The sequence below is a fragment of the Massilia sp. YIM B02763 genome, from assembly GCF_030412015.1.
GTDB lineage: Bacteria > Pseudomonadota > Gammaproteobacteria > Burkholderiales > Burkholderiaceae_D > Telluria.
Genome location: NZ_JASNRD010000008.1, coordinates 1 through 24,395, shown reverse-complemented (window position 1 = coordinate 24,395; position 24,395 = coordinate 1). Strand labels below are relative to the sequence as shown.

Sequence of the window (24,395 nt, the reverse complement as noted above, 5' to 3'; positions counted from 1 at the left end):
GCCGCCGCCATGAAAAATCCCGTCATCCACCTCGTCCTCGCCTGCCTGCTGGCATTACTGGCGCCCTTCGCCGGCGCCCAGATCAGCAACCAGGCCAGCGCCAGCTACCCCGGCCCGGCCGGCCAGAGCGTGACGCTGCGTTCGAACACGGTGACGGCGGCGCGCGGCACCCCAGCCGACGACAAGGCCCCAATGCCCACCGTCGACACGATCGAATACTTCACCGGCGGCGACTACAGCACCCGCGCCCGGGTGACGCGCGCCGGCACCCGCCTCTACCTGCAGGCCACCGCACCCAAGTGCAACGCCGACCCCAACGCGGTCGACCGCATCAGCATCACCGTACGCTCCATCAAGACCGGCGACGTCGAGGCGTTTTCCGCCACCGAGACCGGCACGGATACCGCCAGGTTCCGCGTCGACCCGATGACCACCATGCAGGGCGCCGCCGCCGACACCGTCGAAGACGGCGCGGGCAAGGTCCGCGCCAGCAGCGCCAGCGCCAGCCCGGTGGCCCACGACGGGTCCTTCATGGCCGTGGCCGACGACACCCTGGTCGCGTCGATCGACGGCTGCGGCCAGAACACGATCGAGACCAGCATCCTGGTCGACCCGAGCGGTATCGTGTTCGACAGCAAGTCCAACCTGCCGCTGGCGGGCGCCAGCGTCACCCTGATCGACGTCACCGGCGCCGGCAACGGCGGCAACCCCGGCGGTCCGGCCCAGGTATTCGACGTCGATGGCGTCACCCCGTGGCCCAGTACCGTCGTCAGCGACGCCGGCGGCCACTACCGCTTTCCGCTGGTCGCGCCCAGCCTGTACAAGCTGCAGGTCGTCGCGCCGACCAACTACACCTTCCCGTCGAAAGTGCCGGCCGGCCAGCTGCCGCCCGCGCGCGACATCCACCTGTACGGCTCCTACGGCGGCGACTTCATCGTCAGCGCCGAGACGGGCGCCGTCCATCTCGACCTTCCGCTCGACCCCGTCCCCGGCCTGCTCTACCTGGAAAAGGCCGCCTCGCGCGCCAACGCCGAGATCACGGACTTCGTCGACTACACGCTGCGCGTGCACAACGCCGCCGACCAGGACCTGCACGGCGTGACCGTCGACGACACCCTGCCGGCCGGCTTCCGCTTCGAGCCGGGCAGCCTGCGCATCGACGGCGCCGCCAAGGCCGACCCGCGCCGCGCGGCCGGCGCCAAGCTGCACATGGAAGTCGGGTCGATCCCCGCCGGCGGCGTGTCTGTCCTGCGCTACCGCGTGCGCATCGGCGCCGGCGCGCTGCAGGGCGACGGCATCAACCGCGCCTACGCCAGCAGCGCATCGCCGCTGGCCCTCGTCAGCAGCGTGGCCGCCGCCAAGGTCAAGGTGCAGGCCGGCGTGTTCAGCGAAAAAGGCTTCGTCGTCGGCAACGTCTTCGCCGACTGCGACGGCGACCGCCTGCGCGGCAAGGACGAGCCGGGCCTGCCGGGCGTGCGCATCTACCTCGAGGACGGCAGCTGGGCCGTCACCGACGCCGAAGGCCGCTACAGCTTCGCCGAACTGCGCCCGCGCACCCACGTCGCCAAGGTCGACGGCACCACCGTTCCGGACCCCGCCGAACTGGTGGCCACCTCGCAGCGCAACGGCGGCGACGCCGCCAGCCTGTTCGTCGACCTGAAGGACGGCGAACTGGCCAAGGCCGACTTCGCCGTGGCGGGCTGCAGCGCCGAACTGCGCGGCACCATCGCGGCGCGCCGTGCCAGCGCCCGCGCCGCCCTGGAAGCAGCCGCGAAGGCTGGCGACCAGCTGCCGGCGAGCGATACCGAGCGTGCCGCCAAGGCCGCCGGCGACGCCGTCGCCCTGGACACGCTGGACAACAGCCTCGGCTTCATCGGCCTGGAAGACGGCGCCGTGCTGGCCCGCGCCCAGGCCACCGTGCGCGTGAAAGGCACGGCCGGCTCGACCTTTACCCTGCTGGCGAATGGCGAGGAGGTCGGCGAGACGCGCATCGGCGAGCGCAACACCGTCGCCGCCAACCGCATGCAGAGCTGGGAATTCGTCGGCGTCGACTTGCGGCCGGGCCGCAACGTGCTGGAACTGCGCCAGAAGGACCAGTTCGGCAACGATCGCGGCAGCAAGAGCATTGCCGTGACGGCGCCGGGCGCACTGGGGCGTATTCGCATGGAACTGGATCGCTCGCAAGTGGCCGCCGACGGCCGCTCGCTGGCCATGCTGCGCGTCCACGTGGAAGACGAGCACGGTGTGCCGGTGGCCGAGCGCACCCCGCTGACGCTGGACGCCGCGCGCGGCCAGTGGCTGCAGAACGACCTCGATGCGCGCGAAGCGGGCCTGCAGGCCTTCGTCGAAGGCGGCAGCGCCGATTTCGCCCTGCGCGCCCCGCTGGAAGCCGGCGACGTGACGATCCAGGCCAGCAGCGGCCAGGTCCGGGCCCAGGCCGACGTGGCCTTCGTGCCGGACCTGCGCCCGCTGGTCGCCGCCGGCGTCGTCGACGCCGCCGTCAGCCTGAACAACATCAAGGGCAATGTCACCGATCCGGTGCGCTCCTTCGACGGTTTCGAGGACGAACTGCGCCATTTCTCGGCCGGCAGCGCCGACATCGGCGCCCGCGCCGCCATGTTCGCCAAGGGCAAGATCGCCTACGACACCCTGCTCACGATGTCCTACGATTCGGACAAGGTGGCCGAGCAGATGCTGTTCCGCGACCTCGACCCGAACGCCTACTACCCGACCTACGGCGACGACGCCCAGCGCGGCTTCGATGCCCAGTCGACCAGCCGCCTGTACCTGCGCGCCGACCGCGACAAGTCCTGGATCATGTATGGCGACATGACGCCGCCGGGCGTGACCCCGGCGCGCAACCTGGGCGCCTACAACCGCAACCTGACCGGCATGCGCGGGCACTACGAAGCGCACGGCCTCACCGTCGACACCTTCGCCAGCTACGACAGCACCCGCCAGATGGTCGAGGAAATCGCCGCCAACGGCACCTCGGGCCCCTACCTGACGGGCGGCGGCGTGATGGTCATCAACAGCGAACGCGTCGAAGTGATCGTGCGCGACCGCAACCAGACGGGCATCATCCTCAAGCGCACCGTGCAGCAGCGCTACGTCGACTACGACATCGAGCCGCTGACGGGCCGCATCCTGTTCCGCGCCCCTGTGGCGAGCCTGGACGCCGACCTGAACCCGCAATCGATCCGCATCGCCTACGAGATCGACCAGGGCAACCCGCGCTTCTGGGTCGCCGGCGTGGCGGCGCAATACAAATTCGGCAAGCAGGTCGAGATCGGCGGCAGCTACGTCGACGACCGCAATCCGGCCGCCCCGACCACGCTGTCGAGCGTGAATGCCACCGTGCGTCCGGACGACAAGACCACGATCGTCGTCGAAGGCGCGCAGATGGACAAGGCGGGCGACGACGGCCGCGCCGCCCGCTTCGAGGCAGTGCGCGTGGACGGCAAGCTGGAAAGCCGCATCTACGGCGGCCGTGCCGACACCGTGTTCGACAACCCGACCTCGAGCCTGCCGCGCGGCCGCGTCGAAGGCGGCGCCCGCCTGCGCTGGCAGGCGACCGAGCAGGCTACCGTGCAGGCCGAGGCGCTGCACACGGCGGACCTGACCACCGGCGCCAAGCGCGACGGCGTGCAGGTGTCGGCAGGCTATGCGTTCGGCAACGGCGTGCGCGTCGAAGCGGGCGTCCGCCGTTCGCACGAGGACGCCGGCGACAGCAATACCGTGCTGTCCCAGCCCGACCTGACCAGCGTGCGCGGCAAGATCGCGGCCCAGGTCCCGGGCCTGCCGCAGGCCGGCGTGTACGCCGAGGCCGAGCAGGACGTGCGCGACAGCGGCCGCCGCATGGTCGCCCTGGGCGGCGACTACCGCCTGGCCGGCGGCAGCCGCCTCTACGGCCGCCACGAGCTGATCAGCAGCCTGGGCTCGAACTACGCGCTCAACGACAGCCAGCAGCGTAACGCCACCGTATTCGGCATCGATGCCGACTACATGAAGGATGGCCGCGTGTTCTCCGAATACCGTGCCCGCGGCAGCGACCTGGGCGCGATCGGCAGCCGCCAGGCCGAAGCGGCCCTGGGCCTGCGCAACCTGTGGCAGATCGCCGACGGCGTGCACGGCAGCACCAGCTTCGAGCGCGTGCGCGTGCTGTCCGGCTCGACCGGCAACGAGGCCGTGGCCCTCGCCGGCGCCATCGAGTACAGCCGTACCCCGATACTACGCGTCAACGCGCGCCTGGAACTGCGCCACGCCGACGACAGCGACAATGTGCTGAACACCGTCGGCCTGGCCTACCGCCTGTCGGATACGCTTGCCTTCCTGGGCAAGAACACGCTGGCCGCCAGCCGCAGCCGCGCCACCGACGCCATGCGCATCAACGAATTGATGCAGACGGGCCTCGCCTACCGCGCGCTGGAGACGCTGGGCTGGAACGGCCTGGCCAAGTACGAGTACAAGCTGGAGCGCGACGACAGCCTGTCCGAGCAGCGCCGCCAGGTGCACACGGTGGCCGTCAACGCCAACTGGCAGCCGACCCGCGAGACCGTGTTCTCGGCCCGCTACGCCGCCAAGCTCGCGCTGGAACGGTCGGCCGGCGTCCCCAGCCGCGCCACGGGCCAGCTGGCGAGCGGCCGCGTCACGCACCAGATCGGCGAAAACTGGGACGTGGGCGCCGTCGCCCAGGTGCTGGTCAGCGGCGCCAACAAGGCGCGCCAGTTCGGCGCCGGCATCGAGGCGGGCTACCAGCTGCGCACCAATACCTGGGTGTCGGCCGGCTACAACTTCCTCGGCTTCCGCGAACGCGACCTGGCCGGCGCCGACGCCACCGCCAAGGGCCTGTACGTGCGCCTGCGCATGAAGTTCGACGAGCGCACGCTCGAGAACCTGCTGTCGCCGAAATTCTTTCAATAATCGCCAGGATCGCGCATCATGACTGATTTGAAAAACCGTCTCTCCCGTTTCGCCCGCCAGCTGGGCGCCGCCGCCCTCGCCTGCGCCGCCTTGCTGGCCGTCTGCGCCCCGGCACGGGCAGCCTGCACCGTGGGCGCCTGCGTCACCGCCGGCCCGCGCCTGGCCAGCGTCGACACGTCAAAAAGCGCCCTCCTGAATCCGCTGCTCGGCAGCCTGCTGGGCAGCAACCTGTCGCTGACGGCCGCCGACTGGAATTCGCTCGCGACCGGCAACGTCCAGGTGCTCGGCTTCCTGAACGCGCTGCAGGCGTCGACGAACGTGTCGTCCCCGGCGCAGGCCCTCGCCGCCAACGTCACGCTGGCCCAGGTCGCCGCCGCCCTCGGCGCGCAGGCCCAGGCCCAGGTCAATACCTCGCTGTCCGGCGCGCTGCAGACGCTGGCGTCGCAGCTGAGCGGCACCGGCGCCACCGTGCGCGTCGGCGACCTGCTGAAGCTGACCGCCGATGCCGGCACCCTCGGCGCCACGACGGTCAATGCGCTCGACATGCTGACCGGCCTCGTGCAGCTATATAACACACGCAACGTGCTGACGACGCCCAAGCCGGTCGGCATTTCCGGCGGCGTGCTGGGCCAGGCCGGCCTGATCAACAGCGTGGCCCTGTACTCGCAGGTGATCGAACCGCCCGTCTATGTCTGCGGCCCCACCGGCTCGGCCTTCCATTCGGCCGCGATCCGCGTCAAGCTCAAGCTCGACCTGGTGACGCTGAGCCCCGTGACCGACGTGCTGACGATCCTGCCGGGCGTGTCCAGCGCGTCGCTCGCGATCGGCAAGCTGGACGTCTACCTGGAGCTGGCACGTGGCGAAGGCACGCTGGCGGCCGTCGACGCCGTCAACCGCGCCGTCACCCTGCAGGTGGCGCCGGGCGTGGCCGACGCGTATATCGGCAACATCGACGACAGCGTGTTCTTCAACCGCTCGCGCACGCTGTCCGCCTCCGACGTCGGCTACGGCCAGGTCGGCTCGCTCGTGCTCAACGGCGCCGTGCTGGCCATCGAGGTCAAGAGCACGACGCGCGGCCAGGCGCCGTTCTCGACCAGCGTCACGATGTCCGGGACCTTTCCCCAGACCCGCACGGTGAGCACCAGCACGGCGTTCGCCACCAGCATGGCCAACAGCCTCGTGTCGAACATGTCCGTGCGCACGACGCCGTCGCTGGGCCTGCTCGATGCCGTCGTGTCGCCGGTCCTCAAGACCCTCGTCGTGGGCACGCTCAGACCCGTGCTGACGCCGGTGCTGACGGGCGTGGCCGATCCCCTGCTGAACCTGCTGGGCATCGGCCTGGGCCAAGTGACGGTGACGGTCGAGGGCATCTGCGACGCCTGCGCCTCGTTCAAGCTGACGAAGTCGGCGGACAAGGCCGACGCCCAGCCCGGCGCCACGATCACCTATACGATCTCGTACCAGAACACGGGCAACACGACGCTGTCCGATCTCAGGATCACGGATCCGACCCCGGCCTTCACCACGTATGCCGCCAGTGCCTGCGGCACCCTCGGTGCGGGCCTGACGGGCTGCAACGTCACGACGCAGCCGGCGGCAGGGGCGACCGGAACCGTCGAGTGGCGGTTCACGGGCACCTTGTCCCCCGGCGCGAACGGCAGCGTCAATGTCACCGTACGCATCCAGTGACCACCGGGCTAAAACTGCAATTCCGATACACGGCCCTCCTGAGTTTGTTGCGTTTTATCATCACTACACGGGACGGTATTCATACAAAATATTGACGCGCTGCAGCGGGCTTTGCCGGCGTGTGTGATAATTTGATAGATTCAGGACATCGTGTTAATTGTGTGCTTTTACACCAAATATTGGCTCGCGACTGAGCATTTGTACGAACCACGTGCTTAAATTAAACATTGCGGGCATAATGTTGGTCGGTATGCGCAGCGCAGCGAGGCACCGCGCGCCGAAAACCACGACACGGCGATGATCCCGGACCGCGGCGCAACATGGCCCAGCAGCATGGCCAGTGCCAATGAATAATGCTTGACAGCATCACCTGACCACGTAAAATCAGAAAATATGAAATTGCACAGCAGCCAAAACTTGCGGGAGCAAAGCTACGACGCATCGGAGTTCTGCTCCACCAAGGAAGCAGCGACGATGCTCGGGGTATCCCATCGCACGGTGCAGCTGTGGGTGGAAAGCGGGGTGCTGCAGGCATGGAAAACGGCAGGTGGCCACCGGCGCATCGCCATGTCGTCCGTGAACCGCCTGGTCGAGCAGCGCAGCAACGCGATTGCAGGTCCCGCCGCCAGCCAGGCTGCAGATACCGGCCGCAAGGTGCTGCTGGTCGACGACGACGCGACCATGCTGCGCCTGTACGAGCTGGAAATGGCGGGCTGGGACCTTCCGCTTGACGTGATGAAAGCCAGCAACGGTTTCGAAGCGCTGATCCGTATCGGCGAAACCCGTCCCGACCTCCTGATCAGCGACCTGAGCATGCCCGGCATGGACGGTTTCCGCATGATCCGGACGCTGCGCAACGACCAGGCGTACGCGAACATGGCGATCATCGTGATCAGTGGGCTGGACCGTGCTACCATCAAGTCCATGGGTCTGCCGGAAGATATTCCCGTATTTTCCAAACCGGTTCCATTTGCCGAACTGCATCGCGCAGTCGACCATGTGCTCCGTCCGGCGGCTTAAGCAATTTCTAAGAAGAAAGCCAACGTGATGTATTTACCGAGCGAACATGCCAGGAACGCCCACGAACCCACAAGAAGTGCAACGGCTACAAGTCCTGAAGGACCTGAATCTCCTCGATACGCCCGCTGAAGAGCGTTTCGACCGCATTACCCGGATCGCCACCCGCTTGTTCGACGTCCCCATCGCGCTGGTCTCCCTGGTCGATGAGGACCGTCAATGGTTCAAGTCGCGCGTCGGACTCGACCTCGACCAGACCGCCCGCTCCGTCTCCTTCTGCGCCCACGCCATTACCCAGGACGACATCTTCGTCGTCGAGGACGCGGCGCAGGACCCGCGCTTCGCCGCCAATCCCCTCGTCACGGGCGAGCCGGGGCTGCGTTTCTATGCGGGCTTTCCGCTGGCCGCCCAGGATGGCAGCCGGCTGGGCACGCTGTGCGTGCTGGACCGCAGGCCGCGCCGCTTCGACGCCGCCAAGCGCGCGCTGCTGCGCGACCTGGGCAGCATCGCCGCCAACGAGGTGACGTCCGTCGAACTGAACTGGGCCATGCAGCGCCAGCGCGACAGCGAGGCCGGCATGCGCGCCCTGCTGGAGCACATCCCGGAAGGCGTGCTGATGCTGGACGTGGCCGGCACGATCCTGTGGGTCAACCCGGCCGCCGAACGCATCTTCGGCACGTCGGCGAGCGGGCTGGTCGACCGGCTCGGCCAGTCGCTGCTGGCCGAGGATCCGCAGAAACTGGCCGCGAACACGGGCCTCATCAACCTGACACCCTATGAAAGCATCGGCCGGCGTACCGATGGCAGCCTGTTCCCGCTCGAATTCACGGTCAACCGGCTGATCCTGAGCGGCGAGAAGCGCGTCGTCGCGATCGTGCGCGACATCTCGACGCGGCGCGCGGCGGACGATCGCTACCGCGCCACCGACGAACGCCGGCGCAAGTATTTCGCCACCGCCACGCACGAACTGCGCACCCCGATGGCGAGCGTGCTGGGTTTTTCCGAATTGCTGCTCAAGCGCGATTTCGACATCGCCACCGGCCGCGAGCTGATCGAGATCATCCATCGCCAGGCCAGCCGCCTGGTCGACCTGATCAACCAGCTGCTCGACCTGGCGCGCATCGAGGCCGGCGGCAAGGACGAACTGGATTTCCGCCCTCTCGCGGTGGGCGAGCTGCTGGAACAGACGCTGGCCGGCCTCGTCGGCCTGGGCGAGGCGCACCGCATCGCCGTGCGCATCGACCCGGGCCTGCCCACCCTGTCCGGCGACGCCCAGAAGCTGCAGCAGGCGCTGACGAACATCGTCAGCAACAGCATCAAGTATTCCGGACCGGATACCCCGATCGAGGTCAGCGCCTTCCAGGCCGCTCCCGGCGCGCAGCCGACCGTCGGCATCCGGGTGCGGGACCGCGGCATCGGCATGACGCCGGAACAGCAGGCGCAGATCTTCGATGCCTTCTACCGGGCCGACAAGGGCTCGAGCGTCCAGGGCAGCGGCCTGGGCATGACGATTTTCAAGGAAATCATCGACCTGCACGGCGGCACCGTGGAGCTGCGCTCCGCCCCCGGCACGGGTACCGAGGTCACGATGATCCTGCCTGCCATAGGAGCTGGCCATGAGTGAACCGAACACCATCCTCGTCATCGAGGACCAGGACGACCTGCGCCTCCTGATCCGCCTGACCGTGAAGCACCTGGGACGGGTCGTGACGGCGGCCGATCCCGTCGGCGCCATGCAGATGGTCGCGCAGGAACGTCCCGACCTGGTCGTGCTGGACGTCTGGCTGGGTTCGGAAATGTGCGGCCTGGACATTTGCCGCCGGCTCAAGGGGGATCCGGAAACGCGCCACGTGAAGGTGTTGCTGCTGTCGGCCTGCGGCCAGCAGAGCGACGTCGAGGCCGGTCTCGCGGCCGGCGCCGACCGCTACGTCGTCAAACCCTTCAGCCCGGAAGTGCTGGTGCGCACGGCAACCGAGCTGCTCGCGGAACGAACAGCGCTTTAGAGGACATCCTCTAATCCACGTCACGCGCCTGTTTATCCGGTAAATTCGAAAGTCACGGGCCGTGTTTCTTTCAAGAACTTAATATTTCTTTAGGGAATTTATTGGTTGCGGCATCCAAAGCCGTCAAACCCGAAATCTTCTGCCATCGCGCAGCGGTCCGCGCGTCCGGCGCCCCGCCCCGCCTGTATTTGCGCGTGCTGACCCGCTGGTCGATAATAAGAGCATGGACAAGCGAGGCGGACAAATGAACAAATGGATGGCGGCAGCGATGGCGGCAATGGCGATGGCGAGTGCGCCCACTGCCGGCGCGGCGACGCAGTCGGCCACCATGGAAGTCACGTTCCGCATCCAGGAAGCATGCGCGATCCGCAGCGGCAGCGCCGCCCCGGGCCTGGATGCCCAGGTCAGCTGCCAATACCGGACGCCCTACCGGATCGTTCCGAACGATGGCGCCGCCGCGTCTTCGTCGGCGTCTTCCACGGAGCCGCGCCGCGCCGAGAAGCCGGCCGATACCGGCGCGCCGGCGGCTCTCACGGTCTTCTTCTGAACCTTCCGTCCTTTCGATCCGGCTCCCCGCTCAGAAATACAGCGTCGCCGTCACCGTATCCTTGTAGTCGCCCGGCGACGGCGTCGTCTGCGGGCTCACGCGGCCATACACCGTGATCGACTGGTTCGATCCCGTGCCCGTGCGGCCCAGCGCGACGCCCGTGCTGCCGCCGTCGCCCCAGGCCGCGCCGTCCAGCGTGCTGGAGAGCTGGTAGGCGACCGTCTCCCCCGTCGCCACGTTCTTCATCCGGCGCAACCCGCCGCCGGCGTTGTTGCCGGCGTTCAGCGATACCTGGTAGGCCTTGCCCGCGGTGCACACCACGTTCATGCTCGTACTGGCGCGCACGGCCGCGTTCAGCACGCGCGAGGTGCCGAAGGCGAGCTGGCCGACGCTGATCTGGCAGTCGTTGACGACGTTCGCCTTCGCCTGGAACGAGAACGTGCTGCTCGAGCCGGCCGTGCAGGACGGCGTGACCAGGCCGCTGAAGGCGTACTGGATCGTGCCCTGGCCGGCGAAGTTGGCCGTGTACAGCGTGTCGCCGCTGCCCGTCGTCGCCACCCCGGACAAGGCGCTGCCGGGGATCTTGCCGTAGACGGTATAGGTCCTGCTGGCCGAGCCGATGCCGAGCAGGCCGCCGCCGGCGTACTTGAACTGCGACGTGCCCGGCACCGAGGCGGAGCCCCAGATCGCCGCGGCGGAATAGCTGCTGTCCACGTACAGGTTGAACGGCAGCGTGTTGCTTCCGTTCGTCATCGTGCGCCAGGTCCCGCCGGCCCCGGCCAGGCTGACGCAGATCGAGGCCGTCGGCAGCAGCGTATTGGGCGACAGCAGCGTCAAACTGCAGGTGACGGTGAGCGTGCCGCTGGCATACACGTCGGCGCCGGCGATCGGATTGACGTTGTTGAACACGACGTCCGTCATCGCCGCCGTGCACTCGTCGGCGCGGGCGGCGCCGGGGGCCAGCAGCCACAGGGCCACGAAGATGGCGGTCAGGCGGACCAGGAAGGCGGCCAGGGTCGATGTCATGGGGTGTTCTCCACAGGTTGATTGCAAACGAGGGGGCCGATGGTCGGCAGCGCGCCGCCCGCGGCGGCGGCGTAGGCGAACGGCAGCGTGCAGGCGCCCTCGCCCTCGCCCACCACCAGCCGGTTATTGGGTTTCAATCCTTCGACGAAGGCGACGCCGTCGTAGCCGACGACCGTCTCCGCTCCGCCGTCCAGCACGACCTTCGTGCCCACAGGCAGCGGCTTGCCGTCGGCGCCGTGCAGGATGACGGTGGCCGCCGCATAGCGCTCCAGCGCGAAGCGCGCCAGCACGCCCGCAGCCTGGCGCGGCACCACGCCCGCGCGGGTCGAGGCCACGCGCATGTCGGCCGGCAGCGCCGTCACGTCGATGCCGATCTCGTTGCGGGTGTACGGCATCAGGTCCGGCACCAGCAGGCGGCCGGCGCCGTCGGTGCGGCCGATCACGCGGTTTTCCTGCAGCACGGGGACGTCCGCCACGCCCGTCGAGACCAGCGCGAAGCCCCGTCCCACGTGGCGCGCCGGCACGACAGCGCCATCCATCGCCACCAGCGCCCCGGTCAACTCGACCGTGGTGGCGCGCGTGGCGCCGGCGCTCTGGGTGGTCGCGCTGAGCTGGCCGGCGCTGCCCAGGTACTGGACTTGCGCCTGGTCGTAATGCCGGTCGCCGACCGTGCCGCGCTGCACGTTCCAGCCGAATCCGCCGCCGAAATCGGGCGCGCCGGAGGCCGACAGGTAGGTCGTGCGCACGCCGTTCTGGCTGCCCACGCCGGCGCTGCCGCCGGCATGGCCGCCCAGCGGGAAGCTGAGCGCCAGCTGCATGCCGCGCGCGTCGTCGCGGTTCAGGTCGCGGTAGGCGGACACGCTGGCCTGCACGCCGTAGACGAGCTGGCTGGCCAGGGACACGGAAACGATGCGCGCTGCCGGCTGGTCCGGCAGCTTGTAGTTGATGAAGCTGATGCCGGCGTTGCGCCCGCCGGCCAGCGCCACGCTCAGGTTCAGGCGGTCGCTGGCGCGCACGGCCGGCGCGTCGTCGAGCGAGCCCAGGTCGCCATAGCCGCGCGTGCCGCGCAGGCTCTCCGCATCGATGGCGAAGCGCTGGGCGATGTACTGGTAACCGAGGCTGGCCTGGGCGCCGCGCATGCGACCGGCGCTGCCGGCCACCGAGGCGCTGACGACGCCCGCCTGGCCCAGGCGCACGAGGCCGCCCGCGCCGATATTCACGAGGCCCCGCCCCGCCTCGCCGTGCGCTTCCAGCGTGAGCGCGTCGCTGAGGCCGTGGCGCAGCGAGCCCATCGCGACCGGCGTGCCGGCGTAGTCGAACGATTTGCTGCCGTACGACCGGCGCGGCGCGCCCAGCGTGACGGCATAATCGGTCAGGCCCGTCTCGAGCAGGCGCGTGTCCACGTACAGGGGCAGCGTGGCGGTGACCGTGCGGCCCAGCGCGTCCTCGGTGACGACGGTGGCCTGGCCGGCGCCGTTGAAGCCGGCGATGTCGCGCACCTGGAACGGGCCGCCGGCCACGACGGACTGGTACTGGCGGATGCCGTTGACGTACAGGCTGACGCTGCTGGGCACTACGGCCGAGCCGCCATAATTGGCCACGGGATAGGTCAGCAGGTCCGGTCGCAGCGAGAAATTGCGGCGCCACTGGATGCCGCCCACGCGCATGGAGCGCGACCAGCTCAGCGAGGGCGCGATCACGTCGCCGACCTCGAGCAGGCTCAGGGCATCCGGGTCGGCGCGGACCCAGGTCGTGTCGTAGCGCACGTACCCCGGGTTCGACCCGCGCAGCACGGCCGCGCCGGTATTGCTGACGACGCCGTTGGCATCGAAATAGCGCAGCTCCGTGATGGCGTTGACTGCCGTGCCGTAGCCGGACTGGCCGTGCAGCGTGTAGTTCAGCAGCAGGCCGCGGCCGGCGTCCTCGGTGGGACGCGCGGGGGCCTGCACGCGACGGGCGCGCAGTTCCTGCGGGGCCTGCAGGCTGTCGTCGAGCGCGAGGTCGATGCGCTGGCGCGCCGCGTCGTAGGTGTAGTGCAGGCCGGCCACGGCATCGAGGTCGAAGGCGTCCTGGCCGGCCACGCCGAAGCGCCGCGGGTCCAGGCCCAGGTCGACCAGGTTCTGTACCGGGCTGCGCAAGCCCTTCGGGCCCTGGGTGAACGAGGCGACGGTGCCCGTCGGCCGGCCGTTGATGCTGACTTCGAGGAATAGTTCGGCGGCGATGGGCGCTGCGGGGATCGCATCGAGCGGGGCGGCGTCCAGGACGTCCGGCACGGCGGCGGCCGCGCCGGCGGGCGGCAGTGCCAGCACGACCAGCGCGAATAAAGCCAGCGGACGGACCGCGCGCCCCGCTCCCATCGGACCCCGGCCGGATCAGTTGCCGTCAGGCACGACGGGGAACTGCTCCTCGCGCGTGTTGACGGTCGTGATCACGGTCAGCTTGCCCTGCAGGCCGGCGGCCTTGTCCTGTGCCAGCTTCCATTCGCGGCTACGGCCGGCCAGCGCATAGCCGAGCAGGCCCTTGCTGATCTCGACGTCCTGGCCCGCCTCGGTACGCAGGCGGGTGGCGCCCAGCTGGGCGTGCAGCGTGCCGCCGTTGGCCGCGCGCAGCACGGTGTCGCCATCCTTGCGCACCAGGGTCCAGGTGACGGCCGGCGCGGCCGCGGCGCTGGAGCCCGCCACGAACACGGGCACGGAATATTGCAGGCGGATGGCGACGCCGCTGGCCGCATCGCCGCGCGGGATCTCGTCGATCAGGATGCGGTAGCTGCGCTCCACGCCCGCGGGCGCGCTGGCGCGGCGCACCAGGCGGATGGTCTGGGCGCTGTTCGGCGCCACTTCGATGACGGGAGGGCTTGCCACCAGGTCGGTGGTCGGGGTCAGGACGTCGACGCCGTCCTTCTGGTCCCAGGCGTACACGCGCACCTGGCCGTACAGCGGCGTCTCGCCATAGTTCTGCAGGTTGATGCCGGACGCTGCCTGCGACGGCTGGAAGGCGATCGAGACGGGCGAGATCTGCAGGTTGGCGGCGCCGGCCGCGGTGCCGGCCAGCATTGCCGCGCTCATGGCGGTGGCGGCGATGGCGACCCTGACGGACGGGATGCGCGGCATGCGGGAGGAGCGTCGCATCAGAAGTAGACGGTGGCGGTGACGGTCGATTTGTAGCTGTCCGGCGCCGGGGTCGTCTGCACCGGGATCTCGCCATAGACGGTGAGGGTCTGCAGGTTGCCGTTGCCGACGCCCGACATGGTGTCCGTGCCCTGGGTATTGCCCCACAGGCCGGAGCCCGGCGACTGGAACAGGTTGAAGCGCACGGTGCCGGTGTTCGCGCCAGTGCCGCTCAGGTAACGGTTGGTGCCCGACGAGCCCGTGCCGGTGCCGGCGTTCAGGCCGACGTTGTACGGGGTGGTGTTGGTGCAGGTGACGTTGATCGTCGAGTTCGCGGTGACGGCCGCGCTCAGCACGCCCTGGTTCTGGCCGAAGTCCATGCTGTTGGCAGCGATGGTGCAGTCTGCAACAATCTTCATGGTGACGTCGAAATTCGCGGTCTTCGACTGGCTGTAGGTGGCGGCCTGGGTGGCCAGCGGAGCGAACAGGGCGCCGATCAGGCCGACGACTGCCAGTTTCGAATGCGACTTCAACATGATGATTCTCCTTATGAATGGGGCTGCGGGGACTGCGCTATTGCCGTGCGACAACTATCGCAAAAGACAGAAAAAGCTGCAAATCTGAAACATCTTCGGTAGGAGAAAATCCGTCTGGAAGATGTGAAATCTCGCAAAAGTCGCTAATATCGCTGCTTCACAACAACGTTCGACACCATGCCTTTCACGCCGCATGCGACCCGTATCCTCTTGATCGATCCGGACGAGCACCGCCGCATTCGCCACGGGACGCTGCTGCGTCGGGCCGGCTACGGCGTCACCGGGCGGCGGGCGGCGTGCAGGGCGTACGCCTGGCCGCACTGGAACAGCCGCAACTGATCGTCGCCGACGTCGCGCTTCCGGACATGGACGGTTATGCCTGCTGCCGCCTGCTCAAGGCGGATCCCGCGACGAGCGCCATCCCCCTGATCCTGCTGGGAACGGACGCCGGTCCGCGCGAGCGCGTCACGGGCCTGACGCTGGGGGCCGTGGATTTCCTCGTCGCGCCCTGCGATCCGGACGAATTGCTGGCGCGCATACGCGTGCACCTGGGACTGATGCCGCGCACGGGCGCGGCGGCACCGACGGCCGCCCCTGCCCGGCCCATGGACCTGGACGCGCTGGTCCTGGCGGCGGCATGCCGCCTGATCGACGCCAACCTGTCCGACCTGCCGGAGCTGGCGGATATCGCGCGCGCCGCAGGCACCTATCGCGAGCGTCTGAACGCCGTGTTCCGCCAGCGCCTGGGCTGCAGCGTGTTCGACTACGTGCGCGAACGGCGCTTCGAGCGCGCCGAGCGGCTGCTGCGCGAGTCGGAGATGGATGTGAACGACGTGGCGGGCACGGTGGGCTACCGGAACGCGCGCAATTTTTCGACGGCGTTCAAGGAACGGACGGGACTGGCGCCCGGCGCGTGGCGCCGCCGCGTGCGCGACGAGGGGCGCTGAAGCCTGCCCGCTGGATCGCAGGGCAGGCGCGCATCGAAGACCGGCAGGGGCCTGGGTGGCCCGCAGATTCGCCAGGATGCCCGACATCGGGAGCTCGCCGGATTTCTCCTCGTCGCCGGCCAGGATGATCAGGCAGGTTCGCCGTCCGCACGCGCCGCAGCCGGGGCCGGGTCCGCGACGCCAGCGGGCAGGTCGACGTGGAAGCTGGTGCCCTTGCCCTCCACGCTCGTGAACCACAGGCTGCCGCCGTGTTCCTCGACGATACCCTTGCAGATCGACAAGCCCAGGCCGCTGCCGCCGGCGCTGCCGGCCTGCGCGAAGCGCTGGAAGATGCGGTCGCGGAAACTGTCGGGGATGCCGCTGCCCTGGTCGATCACGGAGATCCGCAACACCTGCGGCAGGCGCTCGATACGCACGACGACGGCGCTGTCCGGCGGCGAGAACTTGATGGCGTTCGACAGCAGGTTGGTCAGTACCTGCAGCAGGCGGTCGTGGTCGAGCTCGGCGCTCACGTCGGCGCAGCCGCCCGGGCACTCGCATTCGAGGGCGATGTGGCGCTCCCGGCCGAAACCGCGCATGGCGGCGATGGCTTCCTGCACCAGCGGCAGCACCGCCTCGCGGCGCTTGTCGAGCTGCAGCCCGCCCGCCTCGATCTTCTGCACGTCCAGCATGTCGTTGACCAGGCGCACCAGGCGCTCGCAATGGCGGTGCGCGATGTCGACCAGCTCCTGCACCTCGGGCTCGAGCGTGGCGACCGTGCCTTGCGCCAGCAGCGACAGCGACACCCGCATCGAGGTCAGCGGCGTGCGCAACTCGTGCGAGGCGGTGGCGATGAACTCGTCCTTCATGCGCTCGACCTTCTTGCGCAGCGAGATATCGTGCAGGAAGATGCTGAAGAACGGCCGCGTGCCGCTGGCCACCAGGCCCAGCGTCAGCTCGACGGGGATCTCGTTGCCGTTGCGGTCGCTGACGATGCGCTCGACGCGCTGGCCCAGCAGGCCCAGCTCGCCCGTCTCGGCGAAACGCGCGAGCGATTTTTCCACGCTGAAGCGGTAGCGTTCCGGCACCGTCAGCGCCACCGGCTTGCCGATCGCCTCGCTGCGGCTCCAACCGAACATGGCGCGCGCCTGGGTATTCCAGTCGACGATGCGGCCGTCGAGGTCGACGCCGATGAACGCGTCCTGGGCCGTGTCGATGATCGTATGGATGCGCTGCTCGTTGGCCTGCACCTGGGCCAGCGCGGCGGCCAGCTCGTTGGTGCGCTCGCCGACGCGGCGCTCCAGCGTCGCATTCAACAATTCCAGCTCGCCGCTCCTGCGGATCAGGTCCTGGACCAGGTGGTTCAGCGAATCGGCCAGCTCGCGCACTTCCTCGTAGCTGCTGGCGCCGCCTTCGATGACGGGGATCCTGGCGCTGCCGTCCTGCAGCGTGCGGGCCGAACGCGCCAGCCGTTTCAGGGGGCGGGTGATCATGCGGGCGACGAAGGCGCCGGCGATCGAGAACAGCAGCGCCAGGCCGATGCCGCTCGCCAGCGCGTACTGGCGCAGCAGCTCGATGGGCAACAAGGCGGTGGACACCTTCTGGCGCACCAGCACGGTCCAGCCCAGGCCGGGATAGTCGTCGTAGCCCCTGGAGCGGCTCAGGCCCGTCAGGTAGCGGGTCCCGCCCGGCCAGGTTTCCTGGCGCCAGGTCGGGTGCGCGGGATCGGCCATGGCCAGCAGCGACGTGGGCAAGCGCTTGCCCTGCAGGTCGCTCGGACCCAGCAGCACCACGCCGTTCGCGCTGACGATCATCGCCTCGACCTGGCGGCTCTGTTCCAGCGGCGCGATGATCGATTCCTCGACGTCGCGCGCCCAGGCCCAGGACAGGTGGGCGGCCAGCACGCCGTTCACGCGGCCGTCCGGACCGTGGTAGGGAAACGCGACGTCGACGAAGCGCATCGGCTCCCCGCCCTCCTGCTGCAGCAGCTTGGCCAGCAGCAGGGCTTCGTGCACGTCGCCCACGTGGCGGCCTTCCAGCGCGCGCCCGAACCAGGGGCGCGCGGACACGTCCTGGCCTTCCAGCAAGCCCTTGGCGGCGACCTTGACCTTGCCGTCCAGGCCGGCCAGGCCGATCCAGCCGTAATAGCGGTAGCTGTTCAGCACGTCATCCAGCATGGCGCGCCGTGCCGCGATGGAGCGCGACGCGTCGCCCAGTTCGCTGCGCCGCGCCAGCAGCGCGACTTCGCGGTAGCGCTCGAACATGCCGCGGTCGAGCTTGTCGGAAGTCTGCAGGGCCACCTCGGCGAGCCCGCGGCCGATGGTCTCCTCGACGTGATGGGTCGCCTTGTGCTCCACCACTTCGACGATGACGAAGGTGAGGATGATGGATAGCAGGGAGAAAGCCAGGGCCATGTAGCCGGCCAGGCCGCGGGGCAAGGGGAACGCCGTTTTGAACACAGACATTTGTACAAATGCTCGAAATGGTTTTTGCTGCACAGTAACATACGTTCAGGCATGCGCCCAGCTTTGCGCGCTCGTTTGCGGCATTTAGGAGACATCGAGTCGACGCCGCTCCCGACGAAGTTTCTTAGATGGCACATCGATCCTGCGAAACCATTCCACTAGGAAAAACAGGCGAGCGGGACGAACGACAGGCGCGAGCCGTCCCGCCGTGGATGCCGCGGGGGCGCTTGGCGAATGCGGCGTCATTCGAAAAAAGAGTTGTGCGAATGCACAAGAAGCACGGCGTCGGCGCGACCGATGCGTGTAACCGGGACGGTAGTAAAACGCTTTCCCTCGGCAGTTTCATGCAGCCCGGCGCATGTTTATTGCGATCGCAATCAGAAATAGGGGATCAACGATGGCGAGCGCAATCTTCAGCAGGGGCGAGAGCGATGAAAGTTTCGGATTCATAATAACTAAAAGAAATTCTTGCTGCAAGAATATGTTCGCACTCGCCGATTCCCCGGCCGGTGACATAAGCCATTGATATGGCTATAATTTCCGCCTTCGCTTGCCAGGAACCCGCCATGTCCCTCCTCCCCCACCAGCTCGAACTGCTGTCCCCCGCCAAAACCGCCGAGATCGGCCGCGAAGCCATCCTGCACGGCGCCGATGCGGTCTACATCGGCGGGCCGGCTTTCGGGGCGCGCCACAATGCCAGCAATACGCTGGAAGAGATCGCGTCGCTGGTGGCGTTCGCGCACCGCTACCGCGCGCGCATCTTCGTGACGATGAACACGATCCTGCACGACGCCGAGCTGGAAACGGCCCGCAAGCAGATCCACCAGCTGTACGACGCCGGCGTCGACGCGCTGATCGTCCAGGACATGGCGATGCTGGAAATGGACTTGCCGCCGATCCAGCTGCACGCCAGTACCCAATGCGATATCCGCACCGTGGAAAAGGCGAAGTTCCTGGGCCAGGTCGGCTTTTCCCAGCTCGTGCTGGCGCGCGAGCTCACCATCGAGCAGATCAGGAAGATCCGCGCCGACGTCGACACGCCGCTCGAGTACTTCATCCACGGCGCCCTGTGCGTGGCGTTCTCGGGCCAGTGCTATATCTCGCATGCGGACACGGGCCGCAGCGCCAACCGCGGCGACTGCTCGCAGGCCTGCCGCCTGCCGTACACGCTGTCCGACGGCCAGGGCCGCGTGGTGGCCTACGAAAAACACCTGCTGTCGATGAAGGACAACGACCAGAGCCGCAACCTGGAGGCCCTCGTCGATGCCGGCATCCGCTCGTTCAAGATCGAGGGCCGCTACAAGGACATGGGCTACGTGAAGAACATCACGGCCCACTACCGCCTGCTGCTGGACGAGCTGCTCGAGCGGCGCCCGGAACTGGCGCGCGCGTCGAGCGGCCGTACCGAGGTCCACTTCACGCCCGACGTCGACAAGAACTTCCATCGCGGCCACACCGATTATTTCGCCCAGGGCCGCCAGCAGACCATCGGCGCCTTCGATTCGCCCAAGTACGTGGGCGTGGAACTGGGCACCGTGGTGCGCGTCGGGGGCGACAACATCGACCTCCTCACCAATGCGCCCATGGCCAATGGCGACGGCTTGAACTACATGCACAAGCGCGAGACGGTCGGCATCCAGGCCAACGTCGTGCAGAAGCTGGGCGAGGACGCGGACGGCCAGCGCTGGCGCGTGTTCCCCAACGAGCCCGTCTCGAGCCTGGCGGGCCTGAAGGTGGGCACCGTCGTCAGCCGCAACCGCGACCACCAGTGGGAAGCCGTGCTGACCAAGAAGTCCTCGGAGCGCCGCGTGCGCCTCGACATGGTGCTGGCCGACACCGACGGCGGCCTGTCCCTGACCCTCACGGACGAGGACGGCATCGCGACGACGACGTCGGCCGCCCTGGCGCTGCAGCCCGCCCAGCAGGCCGAGCAGGCCCTGGCCGGCCTGCGCGCCAGCCTCGGCAAGCTGGGCAACACGATGTTCGAGGCCGGCACCATCGACCTGGCGCTGGCCCGGCCGTGGTTCGTGCCGTCCAGCACGATCAACGCGCTGCGCCGCGACGCCGTGGCGGCCCAGGAAGCGGCGCGCCTGGCCGCCTGGCAGCGCCCGGAACGCGCCCGGGCGGCGGAGCCCGCCCCCGCCTACCCGGAAACCCAGCTCAGCTACCTGGCCAACGTCTACAACGAGAAGGCGCGCGCCTTCTACCACCGCCACGGCGTGCAATTGATCGCCGCGGCCTACGAGGCGCACGAGGAGCCGGGCGAGGTGTCGCTGATGATCACCAAGCACTGCCTGCGCTTTTCCTTCAACCTGTGCCCCAAGCAGGCCAAGGGCGTCCAGGGCGTGCAGGGCCAGGTGCGCGCCGAGCCGATGACGCTCGTGTCGGGCGAGGAGCGCTACACGCTGAAGTTCGATTGCAAACCCTGCGAGATGCACATCATCGGCGCCATGAAGGACAACATCCTGCAGTCGCCGCCGCCGTCGGCGATCCCGTACAGCCCGCTCGTGTTCCACCGCCAGCGCCCGCGCGCCTGATGGCGTGAAGGCGGCTATAATCTTGCGCGATTGAAATGTACGAAAGGATGCAATGAAACCTGCCCTGCCCTTGCTGCTGACTCTGCTGTGCGCATCCGGCGCCGTCCTGGCCGACGATGCCGCGCTGCTGGCCTGCCGCAAGCTCGACGACACGGCTGCCCGCCTGGCGTGCTACGACGCCATTCCGGCGAATTCCGCCAAGGTCGGCGCGCCGCGCGCGGCCGCAACGGCCGCTGCAGCGGCTGCCCCGGCCGATCCGGCCCAAAGTTTCGGCCTGGAAAACGTGCGCCGCCCGGAAGCGCCCAAGCTGATCGAAAGCGCGCTCGTGGGCCGTATCGACGGCTGGGGGCCGAACACCCAGTTCAAGCTGGCCAACGGCCAGGTCTGGCGCGTCAGCGACGGCAGTTCGGGCATGCTCGACCCCGTCACCGATCCCAAGGTCCGCATTACCCGCAATATGTTCGGCACGATGTTCATCGAGTTCCCGGGCACCAACCAGACCGCCAAGGTCAAGCGCGTGCGCTGACGCGCAGGCTCCCCCGCCGGATGCGCCGCCGCGCATCCGCTTCCCCTCCCACCGCTTTGTAACCGCCGGGTACATATGGCCGAGTTCCGCGCATGCGCGGCTGTCCGGGCCCTCATGCCGCCGACCACAGGACCTTGAACCCGCCCCCCGGTCCCATCGCTCTCGCGCGCATGCTGCATATGCACCTTTCGTCGCGCACGATTGAATCCACGAAAGTTGCATAAATGGCATAATGTTACTTGAACTTCAACGAATGTTAAGAACTTGCCAAGGGGCTAGAGAACTCCAGCATTTCTTACCGTTGGTTACACTTGTAGAACTATAAGCCGGTGCCCCGTCCCTGCCGCCACGCAGGGGACGGCGGATGCCCATGGAGAGATGGATGACCCAAAAGAAGCGCCTGCTGTGCATCGCGCCGGACGGGACGGAAACGCTCGACCTGCTGAGCGATGCGATGCACGATTGGGAGATCCGCAGCGTTGCCACCCTGGCCGAGGCCGGGCGCGAGCTGCGCGGCAACCGTTACCTCGTCGGCCTGTTGATGCACGGACGCGAATTGCAGCGCCCGTCCGACGTCGACCTCTTCCTGCGCCGCCACGGCCACATGCAGTGGGTCGGCGTGTTCCGGCGGCGCGACCTGGAACAAGCGCCCTGCCGCGACCTCGTCATCGAACACCTGTGCGACTACCATACGGCGCCCGTCGATCCGGTGCGCCTCGCGCACACGCTGGGCCACGCCCATGGCTGGGCCATGCTGCGCCGGCCGGCCGCTGTCGCCGCCAGCGCCGCCGACGGCCGCGACTCGCCGCTGATCGGCAGCTGCGACGCCATCGTGCGCCTGCGCGCCCAGGTCGACCGTGTCGCCAAGGTGGCGGCGCCGGTGCTGATCTGGGGCGAGAGCGGCAGCGGCAAGGAGCTCACGGCCCAGGAGATCCACGCCCGTTCGGAACGCGCGCGTGGGCCGTTCGTGCCGATCAACTGCGGCGCGATCGCGCCCAGCCTGATCCACTCCGAACTGTTCGGCTACGAGCGCGGCGCCTTCACCGGCGCCACCCGCGGCAAGGCCGGCTTGATCGAATCGGCCGATGGCGGCACGCTGTTCCTCGACGAGATCGGCGACCTGCCGAAGGACTTGCAGGCCAACCTGCTGCGCTTCCTGCAGGAGAAGACGATCTGCCGCCTCGGCAGCACGCGCCAGATCCGGGTGGACGTGCGCGTGGTCGCCGCCTCCCACGTGCAATTGCAGCAGGCCGTCGCCGGCGGCGCCTTCCGCGAGGACCTGTATTACCGCCTCGCCGTGCTTCCCGTGACGGTGCCGCCGCTGCGCGAGCGCCGCGAAGACCTGGTGGCCCTGTCCGAGCACTTCTTCGAACTCTACGCGAGCGAGAAGTCGCCGCGCCTGAAGGGCTTCTCGAACCGTGCCATCGAGGCCATCCTGGAACACGAGTGGCCCGGCAACGTGCGCGAACTGATCAACCGGGTGCGGCGCGCCCTCGTCATGTCCGACGGCCGCCTGATCATGCCCGAGGACCTGGGCCTGACACGGGGCATCCCCATCGCCCAGCCCGACGCGCTCGACGACACGCGCATGCGGACGGAGCGGCGCGCGCTGCGCGAATGCCTGGACCGCAGCGGCCAGAACGTCAGCCGCGCCGCGCGCGACCTGGGCGTGTCGCGCACGACGATGTACCGCCTGCTCAGCAAGCACGGCATGCGCCCGGCCTGAGCGCGCTTTACTCATCCTTTCAGGGCGGCCGATGGCCGCCCTTTTGCGTTTGGGCACTGCCGAGCGCAACCGTTTGCGGACACCTTGGCACAAAGTGGCACAACCCTGTCCAGCCGCGCGGCGCGCCGGACAGGCCAGCGTGACAAACCTGTTCCGCATCTGGCACACATTTTCAATAAATTCGGCAATTCGTGCCGGATTTTCTCTGACGGCTGCGTAGGACGAAGCGCACAAAGCCAACAAAAACAATGGGTTAGCGAGCTCTTCCTTAACGCTGGCACCGAACGTGCAAAGGAGATAACGTCGGCGCGAAAGCGCAGCCGGCCCAACCAACCATCAAACCCAGAGGGGAAACTCGAATGAACAAGACTTTGCTCGTGACTGCCATTTCGCTTGCCTTCTCGCTGAGCGCACAGGCGGATGACTCCGTCGTCGGCCGCGGCGGCAGCACGGTGACGCAAACCACCACCCGCTCGACCGACAGCTTCAACAACAACAGCACCAACACCGCGACCAATACCACGTCGTCGGACAGCAGCAATAGCGGCAACAACAGCAGCACGAATACGAACACCACGTCGTCCGACAGCAGCAACAGCGGCAACAACAGCAGCACGAACACGAATACCAACACGAACACGAACAACAGCAACAACAGCGTCAACACCTCGACGGACAACCGCAACAACAGCACCAACACGGCGACCAACACCGACAACCGCAACAATAGCACCAATACCTCGACCGACAACCGCAATAACAGCACCAACACCGCGACGACCACGTCGAACAGCAACAGCGGCAACACGAACACGAACACGAACACCAACACGTCCACCACGACCCGCGACAGCGGCAACACCGCCACCACCACGTCGACCGACGACCATACGGACAACAGCCAGCGTACGGCCACCACGACCAACACGAACACCACCACCACGAACCGCGACAACGACAACAGCACGGGCAAGAACAACAGCTCGGGCGACTCGTCGGCGTCGTCGCTGGGCGCCACCGCAGCCAACAACGGCGGCACCGCCACCTCGAATGTGTCGAACGCCTTCAATACCTCGTCGGCCAACGCCACCAGCAACCTGTCCGGCTCGGTCTCGGGCAACAACATCTCGAACATCGGCAACGTCGCCAACAACACCGGCAGCGCCAACGGCGCCACCGGCACGGCAGGCGTCGGCTCGACCGGCACCGGCGGCAGCGTGCAAGCCACCGGCGGCGCCGGCGCGGCAGCGGCCGGCGCCTCGGGCGCGGCTGGCGCGGCGGGCGGCATGTCGACCAACGGCGGCGCGACCGCGGGCAGCGCCACCACCGGTGGCTCCTACGCCGGCACCGGCGGCGCCGGCGGCGCG

Annotated in this window: 16 protein-coding genes and 1 pseudogene; 11 read left to right on the top strand and 6 right to left on the bottom strand. The window is 68.1% G+C overall.

All coding sequences use genetic code 11. From position 1 onward, the window contains the following. Positions 1 to 9 precede the first annotated feature (9 nt). The 6 genes from QPK32_RS12335 (at position 10) to QPK32_RS12310 (ending at position 10,179) form a co-directional block, all read left to right on the top strand. Entirely contained in the window at positions 10 to 4,923 is a 4,914-nt protein-coding gene (locus tag QPK32_RS12335) for a hypothetical protein (RefSeq protein WP_290413111.1), read from the top strand. 18 nt (positions 4,924 to 4,941) lie between these two features. Next, positions 4,942 to 6,612, top strand: coding sequence for a hypothetical protein (locus QPK32_RS12330; RefSeq protein WP_290413110.1), 1,671 nt, complete (start codon positions 4,942 to 4,944; stop codon positions 6,610 to 6,612). A 393-nt stretch (positions 6,613 to 7,005) separates the two neighbouring features. Further along, on the top strand, positions 7,006 to 7,632 hold the full coding sequence (locus QPK32_RS12325) for a response regulator (protein WP_290413109.1): 627 nt from the start codon (positions 7,006 to 7,008) through the stop codon (positions 7,630 to 7,632). Between the two features lie 76 nt (positions 7,633 to 7,708). Further along, entirely contained in the window at positions 7,709 to 9,253 is a 1,545-nt protein-coding gene (locus QPK32_RS12320; RefSeq protein ID WP_290413108.1) for an ATP-binding protein, read from the top strand. Continuing rightward, complete coding sequence (locus QPK32_RS12315; protein WP_290413107.1) at positions 9,246 to 9,632, top strand: PleD family two-component system response regulator; 387 nt, start codon at positions 9,246 to 9,248, stop codon at positions 9,630 to 9,632. Before QPK32_RS12320 ends, QPK32_RS12315 begins: the two co-directional genes overlap by 8 nt. Before the next feature lie 244 nt (positions 9,633 to 9,876). Then, positions 9,877 to 10,179, top strand: coding sequence for a hypothetical protein (locus QPK32_RS12310; protein ID WP_290413106.1), 303 nt, complete (start codon positions 9,877 to 9,879; stop codon positions 10,177 to 10,179). Positions 10,180 to 10,209: 30 nt separating this feature from the next. Here QPK32_RS12310 and QPK32_RS12305 read toward each other — a convergent pair whose 3' ends face one another. Genes QPK32_RS12305 through QPK32_RS12290 form a run of 4 tightly spaced genes read right to left on the bottom strand, consistent with a single transcriptional unit; the run spans position 10,210 to position 14,848 of the window. Next, positions 10,210 to 11,205 (bottom strand): spore coat U domain-containing protein, encoded by a 996-nt coding sequence (locus tag QPK32_RS12305; protein ID WP_290413105.1) that lies wholly within the window; start codon positions 11,203 to 11,205, stop codon positions 10,210 to 10,212. Then, positions 11,202 to 13,562 carry a fimbria/pilus outer membrane usher protein gene (locus QPK32_RS12300; protein WP_290413104.1) on the bottom strand — a complete coding sequence of 787 codons (2,361 nt, stop codon included), beginning with the start codon at positions 13,560 to 13,562 and terminating at the stop codon, positions 11,202 to 11,204. Before QPK32_RS12300 ends, QPK32_RS12305 begins: the two co-directional genes overlap by 4 nt. Positions 13,563 to 13,577: 15 nt before the next feature. Then, on the bottom strand, positions 13,578 to 14,333 hold the full coding sequence (locus QPK32_RS12295) for a molecular chaperone (RefSeq protein WP_290413103.1): 756 nt from the start codon (positions 14,331 to 14,333) through the stop codon (positions 13,578 to 13,580). Next, positions 14,333 to 14,848: a spore coat U domain-containing protein gene (locus QPK32_RS12290; RefSeq protein ID WP_290413102.1), complete on the bottom strand. Its 516-nt coding sequence runs from the start codon at positions 14,846 to 14,848 to the stop codon at positions 14,333 to 14,335. The genes QPK32_RS12295 and QPK32_RS12290 overlap by 1 nt, the downstream gene beginning before the upstream one ends. 296 nt (positions 14,849 to 15,144) lie before the next feature. On the opposite strand from QPK32_RS12290, the gene QPK32_RS12285 reads away from it, so the two are divergent. Next, on the top strand, positions 15,145 to 15,795 hold the full coding sequence (locus QPK32_RS12285; protein ID WP_290413101.1) for a DNA-binding response regulator: 651 nt from the start codon (positions 15,145 to 15,147) through the stop codon (positions 15,793 to 15,795). A 128-nt stretch (positions 15,796 to 15,923) separates the two neighbouring features. Here QPK32_RS12285 and QPK32_RS12280 read toward each other — a convergent pair whose 3' ends face one another. Together QPK32_RS12280 and QPK32_RS12275 are read right to left on the bottom strand one after the other, a co-directional pair. After that, the gene (locus QPK32_RS12280) at positions 15,924 to 18,239 is read right to left on the bottom strand and encodes a sensor histidine kinase (RefSeq protein WP_290413100.1); all 2,316 of its coding nucleotides are present in this window, start codon (positions 18,237 to 18,239) and stop codon (positions 15,924 to 15,926) included. 391 nt (positions 18,240 to 18,630) lie between these two features. Next, the gene (locus QPK32_RS12275) at positions 18,631 to 18,807 is read right to left on the bottom strand and encodes a hypothetical protein (RefSeq protein ID WP_290413099.1); all 177 of its coding nucleotides are present in this window, start codon (positions 18,805 to 18,807) and stop codon (positions 18,631 to 18,633) included. Between QPK32_RS12275 and QPK32_RS12270 the strand changes: the two genes are divergently transcribed. The 4 genes and pseudogenes from QPK32_RS12270 to QPK32_RS12255 form a co-directional block, all read left to right on the top strand. Next, entirely contained in the window at positions 18,806 to 20,776 is a 1,971-nt protein-coding gene (locus QPK32_RS12270; RefSeq protein ID WP_290413098.1) for a U32 family peptidase, read from the top strand. The genes QPK32_RS12275 and QPK32_RS12270 overlap by 2 nt on opposite strands. A gap of 52 nt (positions 20,777 to 20,828) precedes the next feature. Beyond that, entirely contained in the window at positions 20,829 to 21,302 is a 474-nt protein-coding gene (locus QPK32_RS12265) for a hypothetical protein (protein ID WP_290413097.1), read from the top strand. A gap of 382 nt (positions 21,303 to 21,684) precedes the next feature. Continuing rightward, positions 21,685 to 23,028 carry a sigma-54 dependent transcriptional regulator gene (locus tag QPK32_RS12260; RefSeq protein ID WP_290413096.1) on the top strand — a complete coding sequence of 448 codons (1,344 nt, stop codon included), beginning with the start codon at positions 21,685 to 21,687 and terminating at the stop codon, positions 23,026 to 23,028. A 359-nt stretch (positions 23,029 to 23,387) separates the two neighbouring features. Beyond that, positions 23,388 to 24,395 (top strand): annotated as a pseudogene (locus QPK32_RS12255) (hypothetical protein); the annotation flags it as partial.

Bases quoted from the DNA above. Each gene is read 5' to 3' on its own strand.
- QPK32_RS12325 (WP_290413109.1), top strand. From the start codon at position 7,006: ATGAAATTGCACAGCAGCCAAAACTTGCGGGAGCAAAGCTACGACGCA.
- QPK32_RS12300 (WP_290413104.1), bottom strand. From the start codon at position 13,562: ATGGGAGCGGGGCGCGCGGTCCGTCCGCTGGCTTTATTCGCGCTGGTC.
- QPK32_RS12275 (WP_290413099.1), bottom strand. From the start codon at position 18,807: ATGGCGGGTTCCTGGCAAGCGAAGGCGGAAATTATAGCCATATCAATG.
- QPK32_RS12310 (WP_290413106.1), top strand. From the start codon at position 9,877: ATGAACAAATGGATGGCGGCAGCGATGGCGGCAATGGCGATGGCGAGT.
- QPK32_RS12280 (WP_290413100.1), bottom strand. From the start codon at position 18,239: ATGTCTGTGTTCAAAACGGCGTTCCCCTTGCCCCGCGGCCTGGCCGGC.
- QPK32_RS12260 (WP_290413096.1), top strand. From the start codon at position 21,685: ATGACCCAAAAGAAGCGCCTGCTGTGCATCGCGCCGGACGGGACGGAA.
- QPK32_RS12330 (WP_290413110.1), top strand. From the start codon at position 4,942: ATGACTGATTTGAAAAACCGTCTCTCCCGTTTCGCCCGCCAGCTGGGC.
- QPK32_RS12335 (WP_290413111.1), top strand. From the start codon at position 10: ATGAAAAATCCCGTCATCCACCTCGTCCTCGCCTGCCTGCTGGCATTA.
- QPK32_RS12315 (WP_290413107.1), top strand. From the start codon at position 9,246: ATGAGTGAACCGAACACCATCCTCGTCATCGAGGACCAGGACGACCTG.
- QPK32_RS12290 (WP_290413102.1), bottom strand. From the start codon at position 14,848: ATGTTGAAGTCGCATTCGAAACTGGCAGTCGTCGGCCTGATCGGCGCC.
- QPK32_RS12270 (WP_290413098.1), top strand. From the start codon at position 18,806: ATGTCCCTCCTCCCCCACCAGCTCGAACTGCTGTCCCCCGCCAAAACC.
- QPK32_RS12295 (WP_290413103.1), bottom strand. From the start codon at position 14,333: ATGCGACGCTCCTCCCGCATGCCGCGCATCCCGTCCGTCAGGGTCGCC.
- QPK32_RS12305 (WP_290413105.1), bottom strand. From the start codon at position 11,205: ATGACATCGACCCTGGCCGCCTTCCTGGTCCGCCTGACCGCCATCTTC.
- QPK32_RS12265 (WP_290413097.1), top strand. From the start codon at position 20,829: ATGAAACCTGCCCTGCCCTTGCTGCTGACTCTGCTGTGCGCATCCGGC.